At 36.5% G+C, this 18,794-nt stretch carries 20 protein-coding genes and 1 other annotated feature (1 of these 21 only partly in view); all 20 genes read right to left on the bottom strand.

Translation table 11 applies throughout. The features are described from left to right. Positions 1-52, bottom strand: a binding site (T-box leader); it reaches 173 nt to the left of the window's first position. 51 nt (positions 53-103) lie between these two features. Next, positions 104-1,045, bottom strand: a complete 942-nt coding sequence (gene dnaI, locus H9650_RS05605) for a primosomal protein DnaI (RefSeq protein ID WP_144535447.1) — start codon at positions 1,043-1,045, stop codon at positions 104-106. A 9-nt stretch (positions 1,046-1,054) separates the two neighbouring features. Then, on the bottom strand, positions 1,055-2,410 hold the full coding sequence (locus H9650_RS05600) for a replication initiation and membrane attachment family protein (RefSeq protein WP_151113899.1): 1,356 nt from the start codon (positions 2,408-2,410) through the stop codon (positions 1,055-1,057). A 30-nt stretch (positions 2,411-2,440) separates the two neighbouring features. After that, positions 2,441-2,905 carry a transcriptional regulator NrdR gene (gene nrdR, locus H9650_RS05595; protein WP_144535444.1) on the bottom strand — a complete coding sequence of 155 codons (465 nt, stop codon included), beginning with the start codon at positions 2,903-2,905 and terminating at the stop codon, positions 2,441-2,443. A gap of 120 nt (positions 2,906-3,025) precedes the next feature. Further along, positions 3,026-3,409 carry an adenosylmethionine decarboxylase gene (speD, locus tag H9650_RS05590; protein WP_144535443.1) on the bottom strand — a complete coding sequence of 128 codons (384 nt, stop codon included), beginning with the start codon at positions 3,407-3,409 and terminating at the stop codon, positions 3,026-3,028. Positions 3,410-3,677: 268 nt separating this feature from the next. Then, positions 3,678-4,682, bottom strand: a complete 1,005-nt coding sequence (locus H9650_RS05585; protein WP_144535441.1) for a glyceraldehyde-3-phosphate dehydrogenase — start codon at positions 4,680-4,682, stop codon at positions 3,678-3,680. A gap of 121 nt (positions 4,683-4,803) precedes the next feature. Continuing rightward, on the bottom strand, positions 4,804-5,394 hold the full coding sequence (gene coaE / locus H9650_RS05580; protein ID WP_191696776.1) for a dephospho-CoA kinase: 591 nt from the start codon (positions 5,392-5,394) through the stop codon (positions 4,804-4,806). Positions 5,395-5,407: 13 nt separating this feature from the next. Next, on the bottom strand, positions 5,408-6,283 hold the full coding sequence (gene mutM, locus H9650_RS05575; protein WP_151113570.1) for a bifunctional DNA-formamidopyrimidine glycosylase/DNA-(apurinic or apyrimidinic site) lyase: 876 nt from the start codon (positions 6,281-6,283) through the stop codon (positions 5,408-5,410). Between the two features lie 12 nt (positions 6,284-6,295). Further along, a complete protein-coding gene (gene polA, locus H9650_RS05570) occupies positions 6,296-8,923 on the bottom strand; it encodes a DNA polymerase I (RefSeq protein WP_191696775.1) in 2,628 nt (875 codons plus the stop codon). A 148-nt stretch (positions 8,924-9,071) separates the two neighbouring features. Then, positions 9,072-10,043 carry a protease modulator HflC gene (gene hflC, locus H9650_RS05565; RefSeq protein ID WP_144535434.1) on the bottom strand — a complete coding sequence of 324 codons (972 nt, stop codon included), beginning with the start codon at positions 10,041-10,043 and terminating at the stop codon, positions 9,072-9,074. Continuing rightward, on the bottom strand, positions 10,043-11,032 hold the full coding sequence (gene hflK, locus H9650_RS05560; protein WP_191696774.1) for an FtsH protease activity modulator HflK: 990 nt from the start codon (positions 11,030-11,032) through the stop codon (positions 10,043-10,045). The genes hflC and hflK overlap by 1 nt, the downstream gene beginning before the upstream one ends. Positions 11,033-11,234: 202 nt before the next feature. After that, on the bottom strand, positions 11,235-11,417 hold the full coding sequence (locus H9650_RS05555; protein WP_151113564.1) for a hypothetical protein: 183 nt from the start codon (positions 11,415-11,417) through the stop codon (positions 11,235-11,237). A gap of 224 nt (positions 11,418-11,641) precedes the next feature. Then, the gene (locus H9650_RS05550) at positions 11,642-12,457 is read right to left on the bottom strand and encodes an SDR family NAD(P)-dependent oxidoreductase (protein WP_151113562.1); all 816 of its coding nucleotides are present in this window, start codon (positions 12,455-12,457) and stop codon (positions 11,642-11,644) included. 38 nt (positions 12,458-12,495) lie between these two features. Continuing rightward, the gene (locus tag H9650_RS05545) at positions 12,496-12,702 is read right to left on the bottom strand and encodes a hypothetical protein (RefSeq protein ID WP_144535425.1); all 207 of its coding nucleotides are present in this window, start codon (positions 12,700-12,702) and stop codon (positions 12,496-12,498) included. 99 nt (positions 12,703-12,801) lie between these two features. Next, positions 12,802-13,047, bottom strand: coding sequence for an HIT family protein (locus H9650_RS20395; RefSeq protein WP_225215936.1), 246 nt, complete (start codon positions 13,045-13,047; stop codon positions 12,802-12,804). Next, a complete protein-coding gene (locus H9650_RS20390) occupies positions 13,020-13,298 on the bottom strand; it encodes a hypothetical protein (protein WP_225215935.1) in 279 nt (92 codons plus the stop codon). Before H9650_RS20390 ends, H9650_RS20395 begins: the two co-directional genes overlap by 28 nt. Positions 13,299-13,379: 81 nt before the next feature. After that, positions 13,380-13,805 (bottom strand): hypothetical protein, encoded by a 426-nt coding sequence (locus H9650_RS05535; RefSeq protein ID WP_191696773.1) that lies wholly within the window; start codon positions 13,803-13,805, stop codon positions 13,380-13,382. A 459-nt stretch (positions 13,806-14,264) separates the two neighbouring features. Next, entirely contained in the window at positions 14,265-14,627 is a 363-nt protein-coding gene (locus H9650_RS05530) for a YunG family protein (protein WP_191696772.1), read from the bottom strand. 678 nt (positions 14,628-15,305) lie between these two features. Next, positions 15,306-16,520, bottom strand: coding sequence for a carboxylate--amine ligase (locus tag H9650_RS05525; RefSeq protein WP_151113557.1), 1,215 nt, complete (start codon positions 16,518-16,520; stop codon positions 15,306-15,308). 11 nt (positions 16,521-16,531) lie between these two features. Next, on the bottom strand, positions 16,532-18,064 hold the full coding sequence (gene pnpS, locus H9650_RS05520) for a two-component system histidine kinase PnpS (RefSeq protein ID WP_144535417.1): 1,533 nt from the start codon (positions 18,062-18,064) through the stop codon (positions 16,532-16,534). Beyond that, positions 18,061-18,771 (bottom strand): response regulator transcription factor, encoded by a 711-nt coding sequence (locus tag H9650_RS05515; RefSeq protein ID WP_144537110.1) that lies wholly within the window; start codon positions 18,769-18,771, stop codon positions 18,061-18,063. Before H9650_RS05515 ends, pnpS begins: the two co-directional genes overlap by 4 nt. Positions 18,772-18,794 lie beyond the last annotated feature (23 nt).

Genomic DNA, 18,794 nt, shown 5'->3' with positions numbered 1-18,794 from the left:
TCTCTCTCTATAAGTCGTACAAACTGATTATTGTCCTCTTCAACGCATTATTCTTATTCTTATGAAAATGATTATACGCCACGACTTTATCATTTGCAAGTAGTTATTTAAGCTCTCTCCAGTTTTTCCCTCGTAGAGCAACTGGATTAGTGAGTGCTTTAATCCGCTCCATAATACGCCCTGCCTTTACTACCTCTTTTTCTCCGCGTTGCGTGTAGGAAAGATGATGTTGTAATTCATCGTAGTTAAAGTTCGAGGACATAAACGTCGGGAGTTGCTCTGACATTCTATAATGGAGTATTGTCCCTATAATCTCATCTCTTGTCCAGCTAGACATAGTTTCCGCTCCAATATCGTCAAGCATTAGCACTGGGGCCTTTTTCACAAACTCTACTTTTTCAGGTAGAGACTGATCTTGTATCGCTTGTTTCATTTCTCGCAGAAACTCCGGCACATATACAACGACAGAATGAATATGTCTAGCGGCTAGCTCGTTGGCTAATGCTCCTAATAGATAGGATTTACCAACACCAAACTTACCGTAAATATAGAGTCCTTTAGCTGGCAAGACATTTGTTCTTTCCCATTCGTTCAAGAAGTCTTTAGCAGCCCTTACCGCAACTACCCTACTGTCATCCTGTAAATCTAAACTTGAGAGACTCGCCTCCATCACTTCTTTAGGCATATGAATGCTGTCTATCATAGAGGTTACTTTTTTACGTTCATCCTCTATTACCCCTCGTTTACACCTTACATATTCTACATCTATTAGGTTTCGATCTAACACTAGCTTCGGCTCATAGCCCTTCATAAAGTTCGCACACTGCTCTAGCGAGGGACATTCCTTACAATCATGAGACTGAGATTTATATTCATATAGCTTGCTCAAACTTCGACTTATTACCTGTTTCGAGATATCTTCGGAGTTTTCTTCTATAAATCCTTGTATACCCGGATCCTCCAATACTTCTTGCTGTAATTCGTCCAATCGAGAAGTAAATTCGGGAGTAATCACCCTTTTGAGTGTTTCATTGATCCGCTCCATTTTATTCACCTACCTTTTCTTCATACCTAGTTCTTCTAGTAATTTTTGTCTCTCTGCATCAATATCCTGAATTCCATTTGTTTCTTTTCCTGACTGTTTCAGCTCGTCATCTTTTTTATAAAACCAATCTGGTACCTTTTCTTCCCTAGTAGGTTTTTTCGAATAGGATTTCTGTTTAGAGCCTTCATTTTTCCACTTCATATATTGCTCATGCTCATTTCTTGCGAGCTCCATAGCTTCTTTCGCCGTCTTGATATCCTTACGCATCCAGTGTGATGCAATCTTCTCTGCATAATTCTTTGTTAGTTTCATGTCCGTTCGCAGAAGAACGTATTGTAAAAGGACATTCACTACACCAATTGGCATTTTATAATGTGTGACAAAATAATTGGCTAACTGAACATCTGCAAGTATAGGCTCTTTTCCATTAGCAATATCCTTTAAAACCTTTGCAGGAGCAGTTGTTTCCAAATATTGAATCAACTCTTCCTCTTTCGTTAGCTTTTTCTCTACATTCTGTATTGGTTTCTCTGTTAGCTCTATTTTTTGAAGAACTGGGGCAGTTCGAGAAACTGTTAGCTTATAATACTCGGCACATGCTTTTTTCAATCTAGCATCAGAAAGATTGAGATCATCATCCAATGCCAAAATAACAACCTTTTGCATTTCTATTGGTGATAAATTATACAAAAAAGCCAATTTCGCAATTACTTCTCTTGCTTCCAATGTCATTGCTGACTTGGGCACCAACTGTTCTGATAACCCTTCCTGCAATAAAACAAAGTCAAAATCTTCATAATAGAACGGTACAGAATTATTTCGTTTCTTTGATTGAAATTGCTCTTGTGTTGATATCGAAGTACCCGTTTTTGTTGATGGCTTAAAGACATCAACAAACGTTCTAGAAACATCTGTGAACTCTTCATGCCAGTTAGGCTTTTGTATGTAACGGTTTCTTAGCTGTTTATATGCATTTTCCCCAATTTTATTTAGTAAAAACATAGATAATAAGGGATCCTTTAAAAAGGACTCTGCATCTAAAGGAGCCTCGAGCTCATAATAGAAGGTTCTTCCTTCCTCAGTTGACTTTTGCCAAGTACGAAGCAAGCCTATTGCTTCCAGGGCAATTCTAGCCTGAAAAATTTTACCTAGTGACAAACCTAAGACGTTTAATAAATGATAATGCGTCCATTGTTCGTTATCTTTCATCTCTCCATCAGCCCATAAAGTCAAGTAGAGACTAATACTTTCAGCACCTACTAGCGGCTGATAAAATAACGTCAATAACTGACGATCATAATCAGAAAAAGAATATGGCAAGCGAATCATATATGTATCTGTTGAATGTAGCTCCTTATATAACATCACTTGTTAACCTACTCTCTAATTAATAACTTATAATGAAGGGTTCTTTTTCAATATTTCCTTTAATTCATCGATGAATACATTGATATCCTTGAATTGACGATAAACGGAAGCAAAGCGAACATAGGCAACTTCATCGATTTCAGCAAGCTTGTCCATGACTTTTTCGCCTACCTCCTCTGATTTCACTTCAGAGTTACCAGTTCTTCTTAGCTCCTTCTCAATATAAAACACGATCTCCTCTAATTGGTCAAGTGCAACGGGCCTCTTTTCACATGCACGAATTAATCCACGTAATATTTTTTCACGACTAAATTCTTCTCGTGAGCCATCTTTCTTTACTACAATTAATGGAGTCTCCTCTACTTTTTCAAAAGTCGTGAAGCGGAAACCACAGTCTTCGCACTCTCTCCTTCTTCTAATCGCTTTGTTATCGTCTATAGGTCGTGAATCGACTACTTTAGTGCCATTAAATTGACATGCTGGGCATCTCATAGAACCTCTCCTAAATCTTATCTATAATTTTGTATTCCTATTATAACAATTTTTTCTCATAAAATCGAAAAAGCAGAGGAATAAGTTCCTCTGCTCACTCATTTAGGCATTATGTTTCATTTACGCTTGAACTGTCATGCGTTCTTGAGGTGTCTTAACTGGCCCCATACCACGTGGCATTTCGAGCGTTTCGCGCGTTCCAGCATTAAGAGCATCTGCGATATAGTTAGCTGCGATTGATGGATCTAAATCACCACAAGTATACACATCAATGCTTGCATAACCGTGCTCTGGAAAGCTGTGAATCGTTAAATGCGATTCGGAAATAATAACGACTCCACTTACACCTTGTGGCGCAAATTTGTGAAAAGCAACTTCTCTTACCTCTGCACCAGATTTTAGTGCAGCATCAACAAATGTTTGCTCGATAAATTGCATATCGTTAAGTTTGTCGAAATCGCACTCCCATAGTTCTGCAATAATGTGACGTCCCATTGTCTCCAATGTCCGTTTCCCCCTTTGATTAGTTTTATTTTTAACATCAAAGTTGACTACCACGGGGGAAAGTTAGTCCAAAGAGGTCCTAACCCTTTAAGTAGTCCATGTACTAGAAGTACACGATTCCCATTATAAAACAGTTTTTTTAATAATGCAATATAAAAAATCCTCTTTCTACTAATTATAGAAAGAGGATGGAAATATGTTATTAACAGGAGATAAAAATTATTAATACGCAAAGAATAGCTAAAATTAGCTGTCTAGAAATTGACGATTAAAGACCACTTGCTACTTTTTTAGTAAGGTCAACTACTCTTGCAGAATAGCCCCATTCATTATCGTACCAAGCTAGAACTTTAATTTTTGTTTTGCCAATTACCATAGTCGTCAAACCATCTACCGTACTAGAATTAGTAGTTGTATTGAAATCAATGGAAACTAACGGCTCATGAGTTATTCCTAAAATACCCTTCATAGAACCTTCAGCTGCTTTTTCGAAGGCAGCATTTACTTCTTCAGCTGTCACTTCTTTTTGAACATCCACAACTAAATCAACTAAAGAAACATTAGGAGTAGGTACACGCAAAGCCATTCCATGAATCTTCCCTTCTAGCTCTGGTAGAACCAATGAAAGTGCTTTCGCAGCACCGGTCGATGTTGGAATAATCGATTGTCCACATGAGCGTGCGCGTCTTAAGTCTTTATGTGGGTTGTCTAAATTATTTTGGTCATTTGTATATGCATGAACCGTAGTCATTAAACCATTTTCAATTACAAATGCATCATTCAATACTTTGACAACTGGCGCTAAGCAGTTTGTTGTACAGCTTGCATTTGAAATGATTTGGTGATTTTTCACATCTAACTTATCGTCGTTTACACCAATAACAATCGTTGCATCTTCATTTTTGGCAGGTGCTGTAATTACAACTTTCTTCGCTCCTGCTTTCAAGTGACCAGATGCTTTTTCACCATCATTAAATTTTCCAGTGGATTCAATAACGATATCCACGTTCAATTCTTTCCATGGTAACTTTTCAGGCTCACGTTCATTTACGATTTGTACTTTTTTACCGTTAACGATTAAAGCATTTTCGCCTATTTCAATTTTTCCAGTGAAAGTGCCATGCGTAGAATCATATCTAATTAAATGAGCTAAAGTTTCTAATGGGTATCTCGCATTGATAGCTACTACATTTAAATCCTCTTGTACGATTGCTTGGCGAAATACCATTCTCCCGATTCGTCCAAAACCATTGATTGCAATTGAAGCTGACATATAATAAGTCCTCCCGTAACGTGTGATACTTTTTGTTTTATAATCATGCATTAGTATAACACATTTTTAGAATTATGTAGCCTTAAAATAGCCCATTTTAAAATTCATTATTTTCACATAATTATTTTTTCCAAGATTTTAAAATTTTTTCTAATTGCTCCTGAGTAGACTCTAAAGTACCATTATTATAAATAACAGCATCTGCACCCTTTTCCTTTATAGAGAGCGGCAGCTGTGATTGGATTCTTGCCTTTGCTTCCTCCATAGAATAATTGTTTCTTGCCATTAGCCTATTCAATTGCGTTTCTTCTGATACAGTTACAACAATAATCTTATCGACATAGGATTGTAGTCTACTTTCAAATAGTAAGGGAATATCCATAATAATAGTTGGGTAACCCGCTTCCAATAGCTCTTCCTTTTGCCTCATCATCTCAGCTCGAATGGCTGGGTGCATTATGTCATTTAGCTGCTTTCTTTTAGCGGGCGAGGAAAAAATGATTTCTCCAAGTTTTGGACGATTTAGATCTCCATCTGAAGTTAGTATATCTTCCCCAAACACATTTATAATCGCTTGTAGGGTTTCGGTCCCTTTCTCAACTACGACTCTTGCTACAAGATCAGCATCAATAATTGGATAGTTCATTTTCTTTAACATATTTGATACAGTACTTTTACCGCTAGCAATACTTCCTGTCAAACCAATAATCATGATGAATCCTCCGTTACTTTTGGCACGAACCACAATAGGTAGATGTTCGACCGGCAATTGTTTTCTGCTTGGTTGGTTTCCCACAGATTGGGCAATTTTTTTTGCTATACATTTGTAGTCTATGTTGCATTGTTCCTGCTCCCCCATTTATAGAGCGATAATCCGAGATGGTACTTCCCCCATTTTCAATACTGTCTAATAGCACGGCGACAATTTCATGGAACAATTGAATTTTTCTTTCCTTGCTAATTCTTTTTACTTTTCGAGCAGGATGAATTCTAAGATTAAATAACGCCTCTGTTGCATATATATTGCCACAACCTGAGACTACATGGCCATCCATGATGAATTCTTTAATCGGTTTATTTTCGTATCGTGGGAGAAGGCTCATATTTAGGTAATGGTCTAGCGCTCCTTTGTTAAAAGGTTCAGGAGCCATTAGCAGTAACGGCGGATAATCTGCTTCGGTTTCTAACAGACGCAGTTCACCAAACCGACGTATATCGGCATATACAAGCATATCATCCTCATCAAAATGAAGCGTAACATGACTATGCTTCTTAAACTTTTCCTCCATGATGTCATCAAGACTTCGTACATAGAACCAAGCACCTGACATGCCAAGATGGGAGACAAGCAAAAATGATTCTCCGTCTTGATTTTTTAAATGAAAGTAAATATATTTAGAGCGGCGTTCTATTCGAACAATCGCCATTCCGGGAAGAGCAGACTGGAAAGATTCCACGTCTGCCCCCTTAATGATTGCTTCCTTCCCATTTTCCTTTGAATGAATAATAGTAGGGGAAACATCTACTGATTTAATCAATTTTCCCGTAACAACTGGCTGAAGTCCTCGAACTACCCCTTCAACCTCTGGTAATTCCGGCATACTTAAAACTCCTTACTTTGTATCGTACCAAGATGATCCATATGCATATTCAACTTTTAAAGGCACATTTAATTTAATCGCTGATTCCATTACTTCCGGGACAATTTTTTCTAATAGAGCTATCTCCTCTGGAGGAGCCTCAAAGATTAGTTCATCATGCACTTGCAGGAGCATTTTTGTTTGCATATTTTCTTTTTCTAATCGTTCAGCCATATCAATCATTGCTTTTTTAATGATATCGGCTGCACTTCCTTGGATAGGCGTATTCATCGCCGTACGCTCTGCAAAGCTTCTCAAGTTAAAATTAGAGCTTGTAATCTCAGGTAAATATCTTCTTCTATTTAATATTGTAGTAACAAAACCTTTTTGTTTCGCTGTTTGTATACTTTCATCCATATATTCTTTCACGCCTGGGAAGCTTTTTAAATACTTGTCGATAAAAACAGCCGCTTCTTTGCGTGTGATATCTAGGCTTTGAGAAAGACCATAGTCACTAATTCCATAAACAATTCCAAAGTTTACAGCCTTGGCAGCACGGCGCATATTCGAGTCAACCTCGTCTGCACCTACATGAAACACATCCATAGCAGTTTTAGTATGAATATCCATATTATTGTTAAATGCTTCGATTAGATTATCATCCTCCGACATATGAGCAAGCACACGTAACTCTATTTGAGAATAGTCAGCTGCAAACATCACCCATTCCGGGTTAGATGGAACAAACGCTTTACGAATCTTTCTTCCTTCCTCGATACGGATAGGTATATTCTGTAAGTTAGGGTTAACAGAGCTTAAACGTCCTGTTGTAGTAAGCGCCTGCTGATATCTTGTGTGGATTTTCCCATCATCTGTATGGATCTCTTTTAGGAGACCTTCGATATAGGTTGAATTTAACTTTCCTAACTGACGGTATTGAAGAATTTGCTCTATGATTTCATGCTCATTTGCAAGCTTCTCTAATACATCGGCTGCTGTAGAATAACCTGTCTTAGTTTTCTTAATAGGCGGTAGTCCTAGTTTTTCAAAAAGAATCACTCCAAGCTGCTTAGGCGAATTGATATTAAATGCTTCACCTGCTAGGGCATGAATGTCCTTTTCAATTTGTTGTAGCTTGATCTCTAAATCATGACCCATTTCTACAAGAACCTGCTTATCTACCTTTACTCCATCCGACTCCATCGTTCCTAAAATAGAAGCAAGTGGCAATTCCAATTCCTTATATAGCTTAAATTGTTCATTTTCTTTTAATTTCTTTTCTAAAATAGGCTTTAAATGCCAGATAGCCAAAGCCTTCCTAGTAGCATGCTCCGCCAGTTTCTCTTCCTCTGGAACAGATTTTTTTGCTCCCTTTCCATATATCTGCTCGTTGCTTAATACATTAAAATAACCATACTCTTTTCCAATAGTTGCAACATCGTCTGCAGATAATGAGGCATTATCAATATAAGCTGCCAGCGTTAGGTCAAACTCTACTCCGGAAATGCTAACTCCATGCTTTCTACTTACCGCTTGGGTCGCCTTGGAGTCCACTACATATTTTGTCTTCGACTCATCCTCTAGCCATGTACAAAATTCTTTTGAATGAAAAGCAGCTTCCCCTGGAACAAAATAGGATTGCTCTCCATCGGATAAAGCGATTCCTAATAAATCCGCTGTATGGTATTGTTCATCATATAATTCCAAGTGAAGAGACATTTCATCCTTTAATAAAGTGAAATCTATTTCCTTTACTATTTCAAATTTCGTTTCAGTAGTAGATTGCTCTTCCGCCACATATTCCGTTTTTTCTAATAAAGTTTTAAAGGATAGTTCCTTCCATATAGAGATCACTTCATCCATGTTTGGTCCGCTATAAGTGATATCTTCAAGTGAAACTTCAATAGGAGCATTTGTTTCAATGGTAGCGAGCACCTTACTCATCTTCGCCTGTTCCTCGTTAGCAACAAGCTTCTCCTTTAGCTTAGCACCGCTAACAGAGTCAAGTGCCTTGTATAGATTTTCGACAGAGCCATGCTCCTTTAATAGTTTAATCGCTGTTTTTTCTCCTACACCTGGAACTCCCGGGATATTATCGGAAGCATCTCCCATCAATCCCTTCATATCAATGATTTGAAGCGGGGTTAGTCCGTATTTTTCCTGAACATGCTCCGGTGTATATTTCTCTATATCTGTTATTCCTTTTCTTGTAATGTAAACAGTCGTGGAGTCTGTAGCTAGCTGAGTTAAATCTTTGTCCCCTGACACAATGACTACTTGCTGACCCGTCGTCTCCGCCTGGCGGCTAAGCGTCCCTATAATATCGTCTGCCTCATACATTTCCAGCTCATAGCGTTTAATACCATAAGCATCGATTAGCTTGCGTAAATACGGGAATTGCTCAGAAAGCTCTGGTGGAGTTTTCTGTCTGCCACCCTTATATTCTCCAAATGTAGAATGTCTGAAGGTTGTTTTCCCAGCATCAAATGCCACAAGCATATGCGTGGGATTTTCCTCGTCCATAATTTTTTGGAGCATCATCGTAAAGCCATACACGGCGTTCGTATGTATTCCATGTTCATTTGTTAATAAAGGAAGAGCAAAGAATGCGCGATAAGCCAAACTATTCCCATCTAATAATAGAATTTTTTCAGAAGACATGAATAAATTCACTCCTTGGTTTATATTGTTTTACATTAGCTTCTACACATTATTAAAAGTGTATTTTTGTATTAATACATTTTGCTAAAAATAAAATCGTCATTCCCTATATCTTACCATGACAGTAAGGGGAATGACGATTCATATACTATTCTAAGTATCCTGAAAGGATATTAGCATAAGGTGAATCTGATGGAATAATAATCATTGTATCTTCACCAATGGTTTTCTTATAGGATTCTAATGTTCTGTATAACGAATAGAATTCAGGATCTTTAGAAAAGCTCGAGTTATAAATTCTCGCTGCCTCCGCATCACCTTCTGCTACAAGAAGTGCAGCTTCTTTTTTTGCAGCAGCCTGCATTTGAATAACTTTACTATCCGTTTCTGCTTCAATTCTCCTCTTGTCAGCATCACCAGTAGATAAAAACTTTTGAGCAACACTTTCACGATCGGAAATCATTTCGTTATAAACAGATTGCTCATTCTCTTCTGGCAAGTCTGTTCGTTTAATACGCACATCTACTACTTCAATACCATATTTATCTTTTGCTAGAAGTTCATTAACTTCTTGTGTTATTTGATCGTTAAGGCTTCCTCGAGATGAGTTTTCATCATTAATGATTTCGTTATAATTTAATTGACCAAGCTCTGAACGAACGACAGAATAGATGAATTCTTCCATACGTGAGCTTGCATTAACAATATTCCCTGCATTAGAAATCATATCTTTAGGATTAACTACTCTCCAAATTGCATAATTATCAATAATTATTCGACGTTTATCCATTGTATTTATTTCTGCCTCAGACAGATTATGATTCATTTGATATTTTGGAATGGTCGTTACACTTTGGACAAATGGGATTTTCATATGCAATCCTGGTGAATCCTTAATGCTTTTAATCTCACCAAACTGACGAATAACCTTATATTCCCCTTCTTTCACTACATAAATATTAGCAAGGGCAATTACTGCTATTACAAAGACTACTAAGATAGTAATAAAAGACTTAGTATGCTTTTTAAAATCGATTGGTGTCTTTTCTTTCTTTGGTTTATTCGGAACAGTCTTAAACTTAGATTCTAAATTTGCAAAAGGGTTGTTGTTATCTGACATTATTGTCCACTCCCTTCTTCTGTCTTCGATTCATTTGTTGTGGTAGCTGCAGGTGCATTTTGTTTAGTAGATTCTAGCGGTTGTAATGGTAAGTATTTCATCGTTCCACCATCATCATTCATAATATAAATTTTCGCGCCCGGTAAAACGGAATCTAATGTCTCCATTACTAATCGCTGTCTTGTTATCTCTTTGTTATTTTGATATTCAGCATAAAGCTTATCAAATAAGGCTACATCCCCTTTGGCTTGTTCTATGCGGGCTGTTTGGTAACCACGAGCTTCAGAGATAATTGCATCTACTTCTCCCTCAGCAACACTTATTTTCTCATTTTCATATTTTTCTGCTTGGTTTACCTTTGTATTTTTTGTTTCCTCCGCATCCGTTACTGCTGTGAAAGCTGCACGAACCTCTGCATTTGGAAGCTCTACATCTTGTAATTTTACCGTTAAGACAGTAATTCCTATATCATACTTTTTAATCAATGACCCTAGAAGCTCGTTTGTATCTGCTTCTATTTGAGCCTTCCCAGAAGTTAATGCATCATCAATTTTAGAATTCCCTATAACTGAACGAATGGATGCTGAGGTTGCATCATGCAACATTTCTTTTGGATTTTCGGAATTAAATAGGTACGATTTTGGATCGGTAATTTTGTATTGTACTACTAGGTCCGTCAATACGATATTGTCGTCACCTGTTATCATTTTTGTATCCTTGTCATATGAGGTTATTTCCCCACTCTCATCCTGCTTGTATCCAAACTGAAGGCTAAAGGTTTCTTTTGATAACTTTTCTACCTTCTGAATCGGCCAAGGAAGTTTAAATTTCAAACCAGACTCTGTTATTGGCTCACTCGCCTCACCAAACGTAATGACGATTGCCTGTTCTGATTCATCTACTGTATACCAAGAAGTAAATACTGCGGATAAAAGAATAATTCCAACTATAGAAACAGCGATAATGGTCAATAATCTTTTTGTACTCATATCTTTTCCCCTTTCTCTCTATATAATTCTTTTACGGAAAGAAAGGGTAGATGGTTTCAAAAATATAAATATTTAGATTTTTTATGCTACGTTAAAAGTTAAGGTTGATTTAAAAGTGCAATAAAAAATGAGCTGGAAAATGTATCTCCACGCTCATTATATCTTGATACCATTTTTTTACTATAGCACCTCGTTAACGTAACTAAAACGGCAGGCTTTGAAAAAGCGAAATAGTTATAACTAATGCCGATAAAGATCCTGCGGACAGTAAGGTTATCATTTTTCGCCAATTTATCTCTTTTGAAGGTTTTGCAGCCTCTTGGGAAACCGCAATCCATATCACAAAAGAAACTATGGCTACTATGGCAATAACATCTTTAGACATATTTAATACCCCCTTGTATTATTCAGTTAAATGACGCGTTTGTTGAGCACAATTTAAACAACACTGTTCAACTAACCTGTTGTTTAGCTCAATAAGAAAAAGGGCTTTACTCCCTCTTGATGTAAAGCACACCGTTAGTTTAAGTGCATATTTCACTATCATTCTTTTGTATTAATAATTAAATGATTTTCAACTCTCGCTCTCTATAGACAGAAAGCTGATTATCATTCATACGGCAAAGGTTGAGTTCCATCGACATCGGTAAAGCCATATTTTCTCGCTAGCTCAGCCACCATTATTGTTTCTCCAGAAAACTTAGATACCGTAGTGTCTGATGCCAATGCGACAACCGCACGGCCTACATACGCCGTCGTTTCAGTTGTTCCATCCTCTGGTCCAAAACCCGAGTCTATAACTCTTTCTGTTCTCATCCAACCAGGGCAAACAGCAACGGCTGAAACGTTGTATTCCTTTAATTCCTTTGCCATTCCTACTGTCATTCGATTGATAGCATTCATAGCTAAATCGTAATATAAATTACTTGAGATTTTGTCTTTGATAAAAAATGTGATATTTACAATTAACCCTTTATGGTGTTGGGCCATCAGAGGTACAGCATATCGAGTAGTCAGCAAATAAGCTTGCGGTCCAGCAACCATCATAGCATCCCAATGCTCCAGTGGTCGTTCCCAAAAATGCCGCCCATCTCCTGATGGTAGAGAACTTTCGGACCCACCAAATACACTATTAACTAAAATATCAATGCGACCATGTTCCCTTTCAATTTGCTCAAATAAGTTCCTTACATCATTGTCACTTGTATGGTCACACTGTATTGCGATGCCTTTACCTCCTCGTGAAGTAACACCATCGGCAGTTTCTTCAATGGTTTCTGGTCGATTATCGGTTCTAGACCCCTTTACACTCCGTCCTGTCACATACACCGTCGCTCCTGCACTGCCTAGTTGAAAAGCAATGCCCCTACCTGCACCACGGGATGCACCTGTAACAACAGCAATTTTCCCTTGTAATGGTTTCATATTTTCCTAACTCCCTGCCCCGTTAGTTAAAAGTCATGTTAAAGTTTTCTTTTTAATAAATTCAACAAATTTATTAAGTAGTACATGAGTGAAATCATAAATGATAGAAGTATAACAATTATTGTACCGAATATATAGATTGCTGTTTCGGTAGCATCACCGCCATCAAACACATTTCCAAATAGAAAAAAGAAAATTACACTAACCATTAAAGTTAAGAAAAATATACTAATATACTTTGACATATTATCCCCCTCCACAATCCAACTTTACCGTAATAATCTAGACCTTTATTAAACTAAAATGCCGTTTTTGTTAAAGTGGGAAAATGTATTTTGTGAATTTCATTTATCATTATTCAACTTATCTATTTCAAACCAGGTTCTTAGCTGTTCAGCATAGCTTAGCCTTTCCTCTGAAGAACTTAACTTGCCGTCAGTTCGATAAAGATCATCATTATTATAGCGTGGATAAACATGTAAATGATAATGCCAAACATCCTGGCTTCCTCCAGGTTCGTTGTGTTGTCGAGTGGAGATACCATCGCATTTGTAGCACTCCTTTAATGCATAGGATATCTTCTGAGCCAACTGATGAATTCGTGTAGCATATTCAACAGGTAAGTCGAAAATATTTTCAAAATGTTTATTTGAACGATGATTACATGCGCTTTATTATTTGGCCACCACAATGTTGCGATTAAAGCCGTTACATAATCATCTTTGTACACAATATCTTGCTGTTTAGATTGGATTAGCTTGTCTTCTTTATCCTCAATACCTTTTACCAAAAGACAAAATGGACAAACATAGCCTTCTGGCATATGACTATAATGAATCATACTCATAACCCCTTTAAATAAATTCATACGCATTAGGTTCCTGATGTTAACAAAAAAGCTGTTTCAAGCTCACTTCTTATTTTATTTCTTAATCAAACCACCAATAATCTTTGGGCCATATTTAACAGCTGCACCTCCAGCTACAGTTAGTACTGTTGCAATTACACCAACAATGAACTTTTTATTACTATCGTCTTGTTCGCGTGCACTCTGAGCATGTTTATCCATTCGATCGTAAATCGCTTCCCTTTGTTCTTGAGTAATATCAACTCTTTTCAATTCATCCTTATAGACTAATATAATCTGTTTTAAAACGTCAAAAACATTTTGTGATGAACTACTGGACAAATCGGTTACTTTTAAGAACATATCTTTAATATTTGGTGCAAGTTGCATTAGATTTTCAATATCTTCTAACGAAAGGTCAATTTTTTCTTTTTCTAATAGTTCAGATGCTTTTTCAACTAACGATGATGCGTGTGTCTCTTCTTTGTTTTTCCCGCTCATAAAATATCTTCCACCACTAATAAAGTAATTAATACTAATATTATTATCAGCCTATTTGGAATATTAGTAAAGTTAATGTTTCATATTACTTTTCTACTTTCAAATATAAAAAGAGCACCCAATAGATGCCCTTCGATTTATTATTCAATTTCCGTTACCAGCTATATGTTCACAATGAGGACATAGAAAATTGACTTTGCTTGTTAAACTAAAGCCGTGTTAGTTCAATAAACTTCTCTTAATCCTCTCCCTAACAAAGGCACTATTATTATTGATAAAGCTAGACTTATTAAGAATGTAATAAGCCAATCTCTTTTTTGGTCGTCTTAAGTAGTATATTCAATACAGAACCAATACAAATACAAACTATAAATCCGAACAATATATTGATAAGTTTCATAAAATACCCCCCATATATTAACTTTTTTCCGATTTTACCATAAATCCATTAAATAATTATTATAAAAGTTGTTCTAGTATATTTAATACTTTTTGTTTCAAGTAACTGTATTGTGTTTCATTGGTATCTAAATAAGCTTCTTCTCTGTTTGAGGGAGCGTCCATGTACTCTATTGCTCCCTTAAATTGACTGTCAGTAAAATCATAACGTTTGCCATTAATACTATTATAAAAATGCCAGCCGTCTAATAGCTTAGTTTTCAAAATTTCTCCACCCAATAAATCATGAACTACTAAAGTTGTTACACCACATTGACCTTTTGCTATATTCTCTTTACTCCATTTAGTACTCGATTCAATAGACCAGGAATTAGATAAAGCATATTTAATTTTTTCACACAGTTTTTCATCTAATTTTTTCATCAGTTTCACTCCTGTTCAATTTAAGACTCGTAGACGAATGCGATGGCTTATTGATCCCTCCATCATCCGACGAAAGCGGAAATCTCTCATCTCTTGTTCTCACTCTTCCAGTAAATTATCTGTCATTGATAACTTTATATAGTTAAATTCGCTCATATGACTTTCTCATTAATATTCAACAGATGATTGAAGCGGAAGGCGGCGACTCCTGTGGGATGAATGAGACAGATAAGACATCACAAACGACGTGCAAGCGACGGTGATGGCTTATCGCTCATCCCACGGAAAGCGTCCGACTATAGCGGAAATCCGCCATCTCTCGTTCTCACTCTTCCAGTAAATTATCTGTAACTGATTACTTTATATAGTAGAGTCGCTATATGACTTTCTCATTAATACTTAACAGATGATTGAAGTGACTGGCGGCGACTCCTGTGGGATGAGTGAGACAGATAAGACATCACGCCCGACGCGTAAGCGACGGTGATGGCTTATCGCTCACCCCACGGAAAGCGTCCGACTATAGCGGAAATCTGTTTGAATTAACTAGAATTATACTACACAATAAAAGGCCAGCAACTAGTGCTAGCCTTTTAAAGTATTTCGTTTGGAAAAGGGGTCTATATAAAATGTATCAAAGTATTGTAAATGGCGTGTGAATTTCTTGTAAAACTTAACTTACCATTTATTATTTTGATATTTTTTATAATAATTCACCTGACGGGCCATCAGGTAGAACTTACGTTTCAAATTCTTATCCCCTTTATAAAACAATGGGTTCCCCCACTTACCTTCACCTAATAGCAAACGAATTTCCTGTTGGATAGAAAGATTATCCACGAATTTCTTTAAAACTATTTTAGGAACTACTGTGAACAAGTAATGTTCATTTAGTAGGGTCAGCGGTTTTTCTTTATGGTAAATCACATCATCCACCATATATCGAGCCATGTTATGTCCGAGTGCAGTAACATAGTAGCTAGATCGACCTTGTCTAATATTAACTTCAAATACTTTATATTTGCCATCTCGCTCATCATATTTTAAATCGAAGTTAGCAAAACCGACATATCCAATCGCTTCAAGGAAGTGTTGAAGCTTTTTCATTAACTCTTCATCATAGCGAGTAATAAGTGCAGTATAGTTTCCAATCGCCGTAACCGTGTGCTCTTGTAAAACAACTTGAGCAAGTGTACTTAGCTGTGCCTTGCCCTCCGAGCTAACATAAAACACAGAATCCCACATATATGTGTCATCTCCAGGAATATAATCCTGGATGATTAAGTCTTCCTCATAGCCACTTTCATTTACCTTGCGAATCACGTCATCTAATTCCTGCTGAGTTTCAACTCTATATACTTTTTGTTGCCCTACAAATTTATGCTTATAATATTCAACCCCATTACTAGGCTTGATGATTAATGGGAAAAGGACATCTTCTGTAAATGGTTGTTTTTTAGCGCAAGAGTAAAAATACGTTTTAGGTGTATCTATACCATGCTCTTCACAGAGCTTATAAAAATTAGACTTTACTAAAAGGTTGTTCATTAAATCCTCGGGCATATAATTAAACACAAACATTTCTTTTAAAACATCTGCATTTTCAATGATCAAACGCACATAAAAATCATTTGTGCCTATTAATAATAACTTCTTATCGGCTGTTTTATATTTCTTTGCAACTTCAGTTAAAACGGACACGAATTCCGACTTGTCCCATAAGTTTGGGTGTATTTCTATATGACCTATAACACTACTCAATTTAGTGAAGGACATTTCTTCCTTCCCAACTAAAATTGGCTTGATACCGTATTCCTCGTGGAAGGAAATAGACATATTGTAAGCATTCATATCTGTCCCAATTATAATAGGGATAAAGGGTTGATTATTCATGATGACCTCCATTAACTATTCATGAGTGGAATGTACACAGTGAATGCTGTACCTTTTCCTACCTCACTTTCAACTTTTATCAAACCATGATGAGCTTCAACTATATGCTTGACGATTGCCAGACCTAATCCTGTACCACCAGAGTTGCGACTCCTAGCTCGATCTACACGATAAAAACGTTCAAAAATACGATCTATTTCTTCAGTTTTTATACCTATTCCTTGATCCTTAATCGTAAAGTAACCATATTTATGATCTTTACCAATAGTAATCGTGATAAAGGTATCCTCAGAAGAATAGGTAATTGCATTTGTTAATAAGTTCATCATGATTTGCATAATTCGATCGGAATCTCCTAGCACCTCTACCTTTTCATCCAAAGAGAGGGTCAATTCCATATTTTTTTCTTCTAATAAATGATTGGTCATTTCAATACTTTGAATGAGCACATCATAAAGTTTCACTTTATTTAACTTAATTTCGTATCCAACTTGCTCGACAGTTGATAAGTCCAGTAAATCATTAATAAGCATTTGTAGACGATTACTTTCCTTATAAATTATCTCTAAAAACGAAAGTAAGGTATCTTCCTTTTTATATGCACCGTATAAAAGTGTTTCAGAGAACCCTTTGATAGATGTTACAGGGGTTTTTAATTCGTGTGAAACATTAGCAACGAAGTCTTTTCTTACCTGTTCTAGCTTCACTAACTCCGTGACATCATGAATCACAACAACTATTCCTAGCCATCTTCCATGCTCCCCTATAACAGGCGCACCATATGCTACCATATGATTAGTACTTAAATTTCGTTGCAGTGCAATTTGTTCTTTACTGAGCATTTCTGTCAAAAATAGCTTTTCTATAAAAGCTTCAACCTTTTCTGGCAAGCCAATTTTACGAAATTGTTTCCCATTTACCTGTTCAAAGCTAAGCTGGAGTTGATTGAGAAAGGAACGGTTAACAATACTAACTATCCCACTACGGTCGATCATTATTAGACCGCTCCCCATGTTTTCAATCAGTGTTTTCAGTCGTTCTTTTTCTGTTTCACGAATTATCGAAATATCCTGTAGGTTCCTTGCAAGAATATTGATTGATTTCGTTAATTTTGACATACCTGAACTGTTATCCTCGAAAGCTCTAATACGATAATTACCTCTTGCTAGCTCCATAGCTGTTTCAGTTAAATGTTCAACAGGCTGTGCATACCTCTTTAAGATATTAAAGCCGATAAGTAAAGCAATAAGAAATGCAATTATTAAAATTGTTGCCAACACTAACCATAAGGTACCTTGAAAAAAATTGACATTGTCTTCTAGCAATGAAGCATCAAGTATCTCGACGACTTCTTGCCTTTGTTCTATAGAAAGCTGCGTACTACTTAGATAGTTTTCAATATCGTTTATTTTTCCATCAATGCTTGTACTCGTAGTACGTTCAATGAAAATAGGAAAGATTTGAGCAAGAGCTAGACCTATTCCAACTAGAATAAGTCCAATTAAAATAGAATAGGTACGAAATATTCTATTGTGAAAGCTCATACTTTTTTAGGCTCCTCAAATTTATATCCAAGACCTCTAATAGTTTTAATGTAAATCGGTTTTCGGCTGTTTTCTTCTATTTTATCTCTCAAATGACTAATGTGGACATCTACGATTCGAGTATCTCCAGCAAAATCATAATTCCAAACAGAGCTTAATAGCTGATCTCGGGTAAGCACTCTATTTTTGTTTTCGATTAAGTAAACAAGTAGTTCGAATTCCTTTGGAGTAAATTCCAACTGCTTATCATTCATGATCACTTCGAAGCGTTCAGGAAATACTTGCAGTCCACCAAATATATATCTTTCATCGGAATTTTTCTTTTGATGCTCTGACGTTAATACACTTCTGCGTATCATAGCCTTAACTCTAGCTGTAACCTCTCTAGGGCTAAAAGGTTTTGTCATATAGTCATCTGCACCTAGCTCTAGACCAAGCACCTTATCAAACTCTTCTCCTTTTGCTGTAAGCATTATAATCGGTGTCTGGATTTTTTTTAATCGTAGCTCCTTACACACTTCCATACCATCTAAACGCGGTAGCATCCAGTCCAACAAAATGACATCAGGCTGTTCTTCTATGGCAAGGTTTAAGCCTTCCTGCCCATCTGAAGCAGTTATAACATGAAAACCTGCTTCTTCCAAATTATATTTTAATAATGTTACGATTGAACTCTCATCATCTACAACTAATACTTTTTTCATTATTTTGGCCTCCATAGTCGATTTGA

The organism is Psychrobacillus faecigallinarum, assembly GCF_014836595.1.
Taxonomy (GTDB): Bacteria; Bacillota; Bacilli; order Bacillales_A; family Planococcaceae; genus Psychrobacillus; species Psychrobacillus faecigallinarum.
This window is presented reverse-complemented; position numbering and strand designations above follow the sequence as displayed.

Excerpts from the sequence above, each read along its gene's own strand:
- dnaI (WP_144535447.1), bottom strand. The coding sequence starts at position 1,045 with ATGGAGCGGATCAATGAAACACTCAAAAGGGTGATTACTCCCGAATTT.
- H9650_RS05600 (WP_151113899.1), bottom strand. The coding sequence starts at position 2,410 with ATGTTATATAAGGAGCTACATTCAACAGATACATATATGATTCGCTTG.
- nrdR (WP_144535444.1), bottom strand. The coding sequence starts at position 2,905 with ATGAGATGCCCAGCATGTCAATTTAATGGCACTAAAGTAGTCGATTCA.
- H9650_RS05585 (WP_144535441.1), bottom strand. The coding sequence starts at position 4,682 with ATGTCAGCTTCAATTGCAATCAATGGTTTTGGACGAATCGGGAGAATG.
- coaE (WP_191696776.1), bottom strand. The coding sequence starts at position 5,394 with ATGATTATTGGTTTGACAGGAAGTATTGCTAGCGGTAAAAGTACTGTA.
- mutM (WP_151113570.1), bottom strand. The coding sequence starts at position 6,283 with ATGCCGGAATTACCAGAGGTTGAAGGGGTAGTTCGAGGACTTCAGCCA.
- polA (WP_191696775.1), bottom strand. The coding sequence starts at position 8,923 with ATGTCTTCTGAAAAAATTCTATTATTAGATGGGAATAGTTTGGCTTAT.
- hflC (WP_144535434.1), bottom strand. The coding sequence starts at position 10,043 with ATGTCAGATAACAACAACCCTTTTGCAAATTTAGAATCTAAGTTTAAG.
- hflK (WP_191696774.1), bottom strand. The coding sequence starts at position 11,032 with ATGAGTACAAAAAGATTATTGACCATTATCGCTGTTTCTATAGTTGGA.
- H9650_RS05555 (WP_151113564.1), bottom strand. The coding sequence starts at position 11,417 with ATGTCTAAAGATGTTATTGCCATAGTAGCCATAGTTTCTTTTGTGATA.
- H9650_RS05550 (WP_151113562.1), bottom strand. The coding sequence starts at position 12,457 with ATGAAACCATTACAAGGGAAAATTGCTGTTGTTACAGGTGCATCCCGT.
- H9650_RS05545 (WP_144535425.1), bottom strand. The coding sequence starts at position 12,702 with ATGTCAAAGTATATTAGTATATTTTTCTTAACTTTAATGGTTAGTGTA.
- H9650_RS20390 (WP_225215935.1), bottom strand. The coding sequence starts at position 13,298 with ATGATTCATTATAGTCATATGCCAGAAGGCTATGTTTGTCCATTTTGT.
- H9650_RS05535 (WP_191696773.1), bottom strand. The coding sequence starts at position 13,805 with ATGAGCGGGAAAAACAAAGAAGAGACACACGCATCATCGTTAGTTGAA.
- H9650_RS05530 (WP_191696772.1), bottom strand. The coding sequence starts at position 14,627 with ATGAAAAAATTAGATGAAAAACTGTGTGAAAAAATTAAATATGCTTTA.
- H9650_RS05525 (WP_151113557.1), bottom strand. The coding sequence starts at position 16,520 with ATGAATAATCAACCCTTTATCCCTATTATAATTGGGACAGATATGAAT.
- pnpS (WP_144535417.1), bottom strand. The coding sequence starts at position 18,064 with ATGAGCTTTCACAATAGAATATTTCGTACCTATTCTATTTTAATTGGA.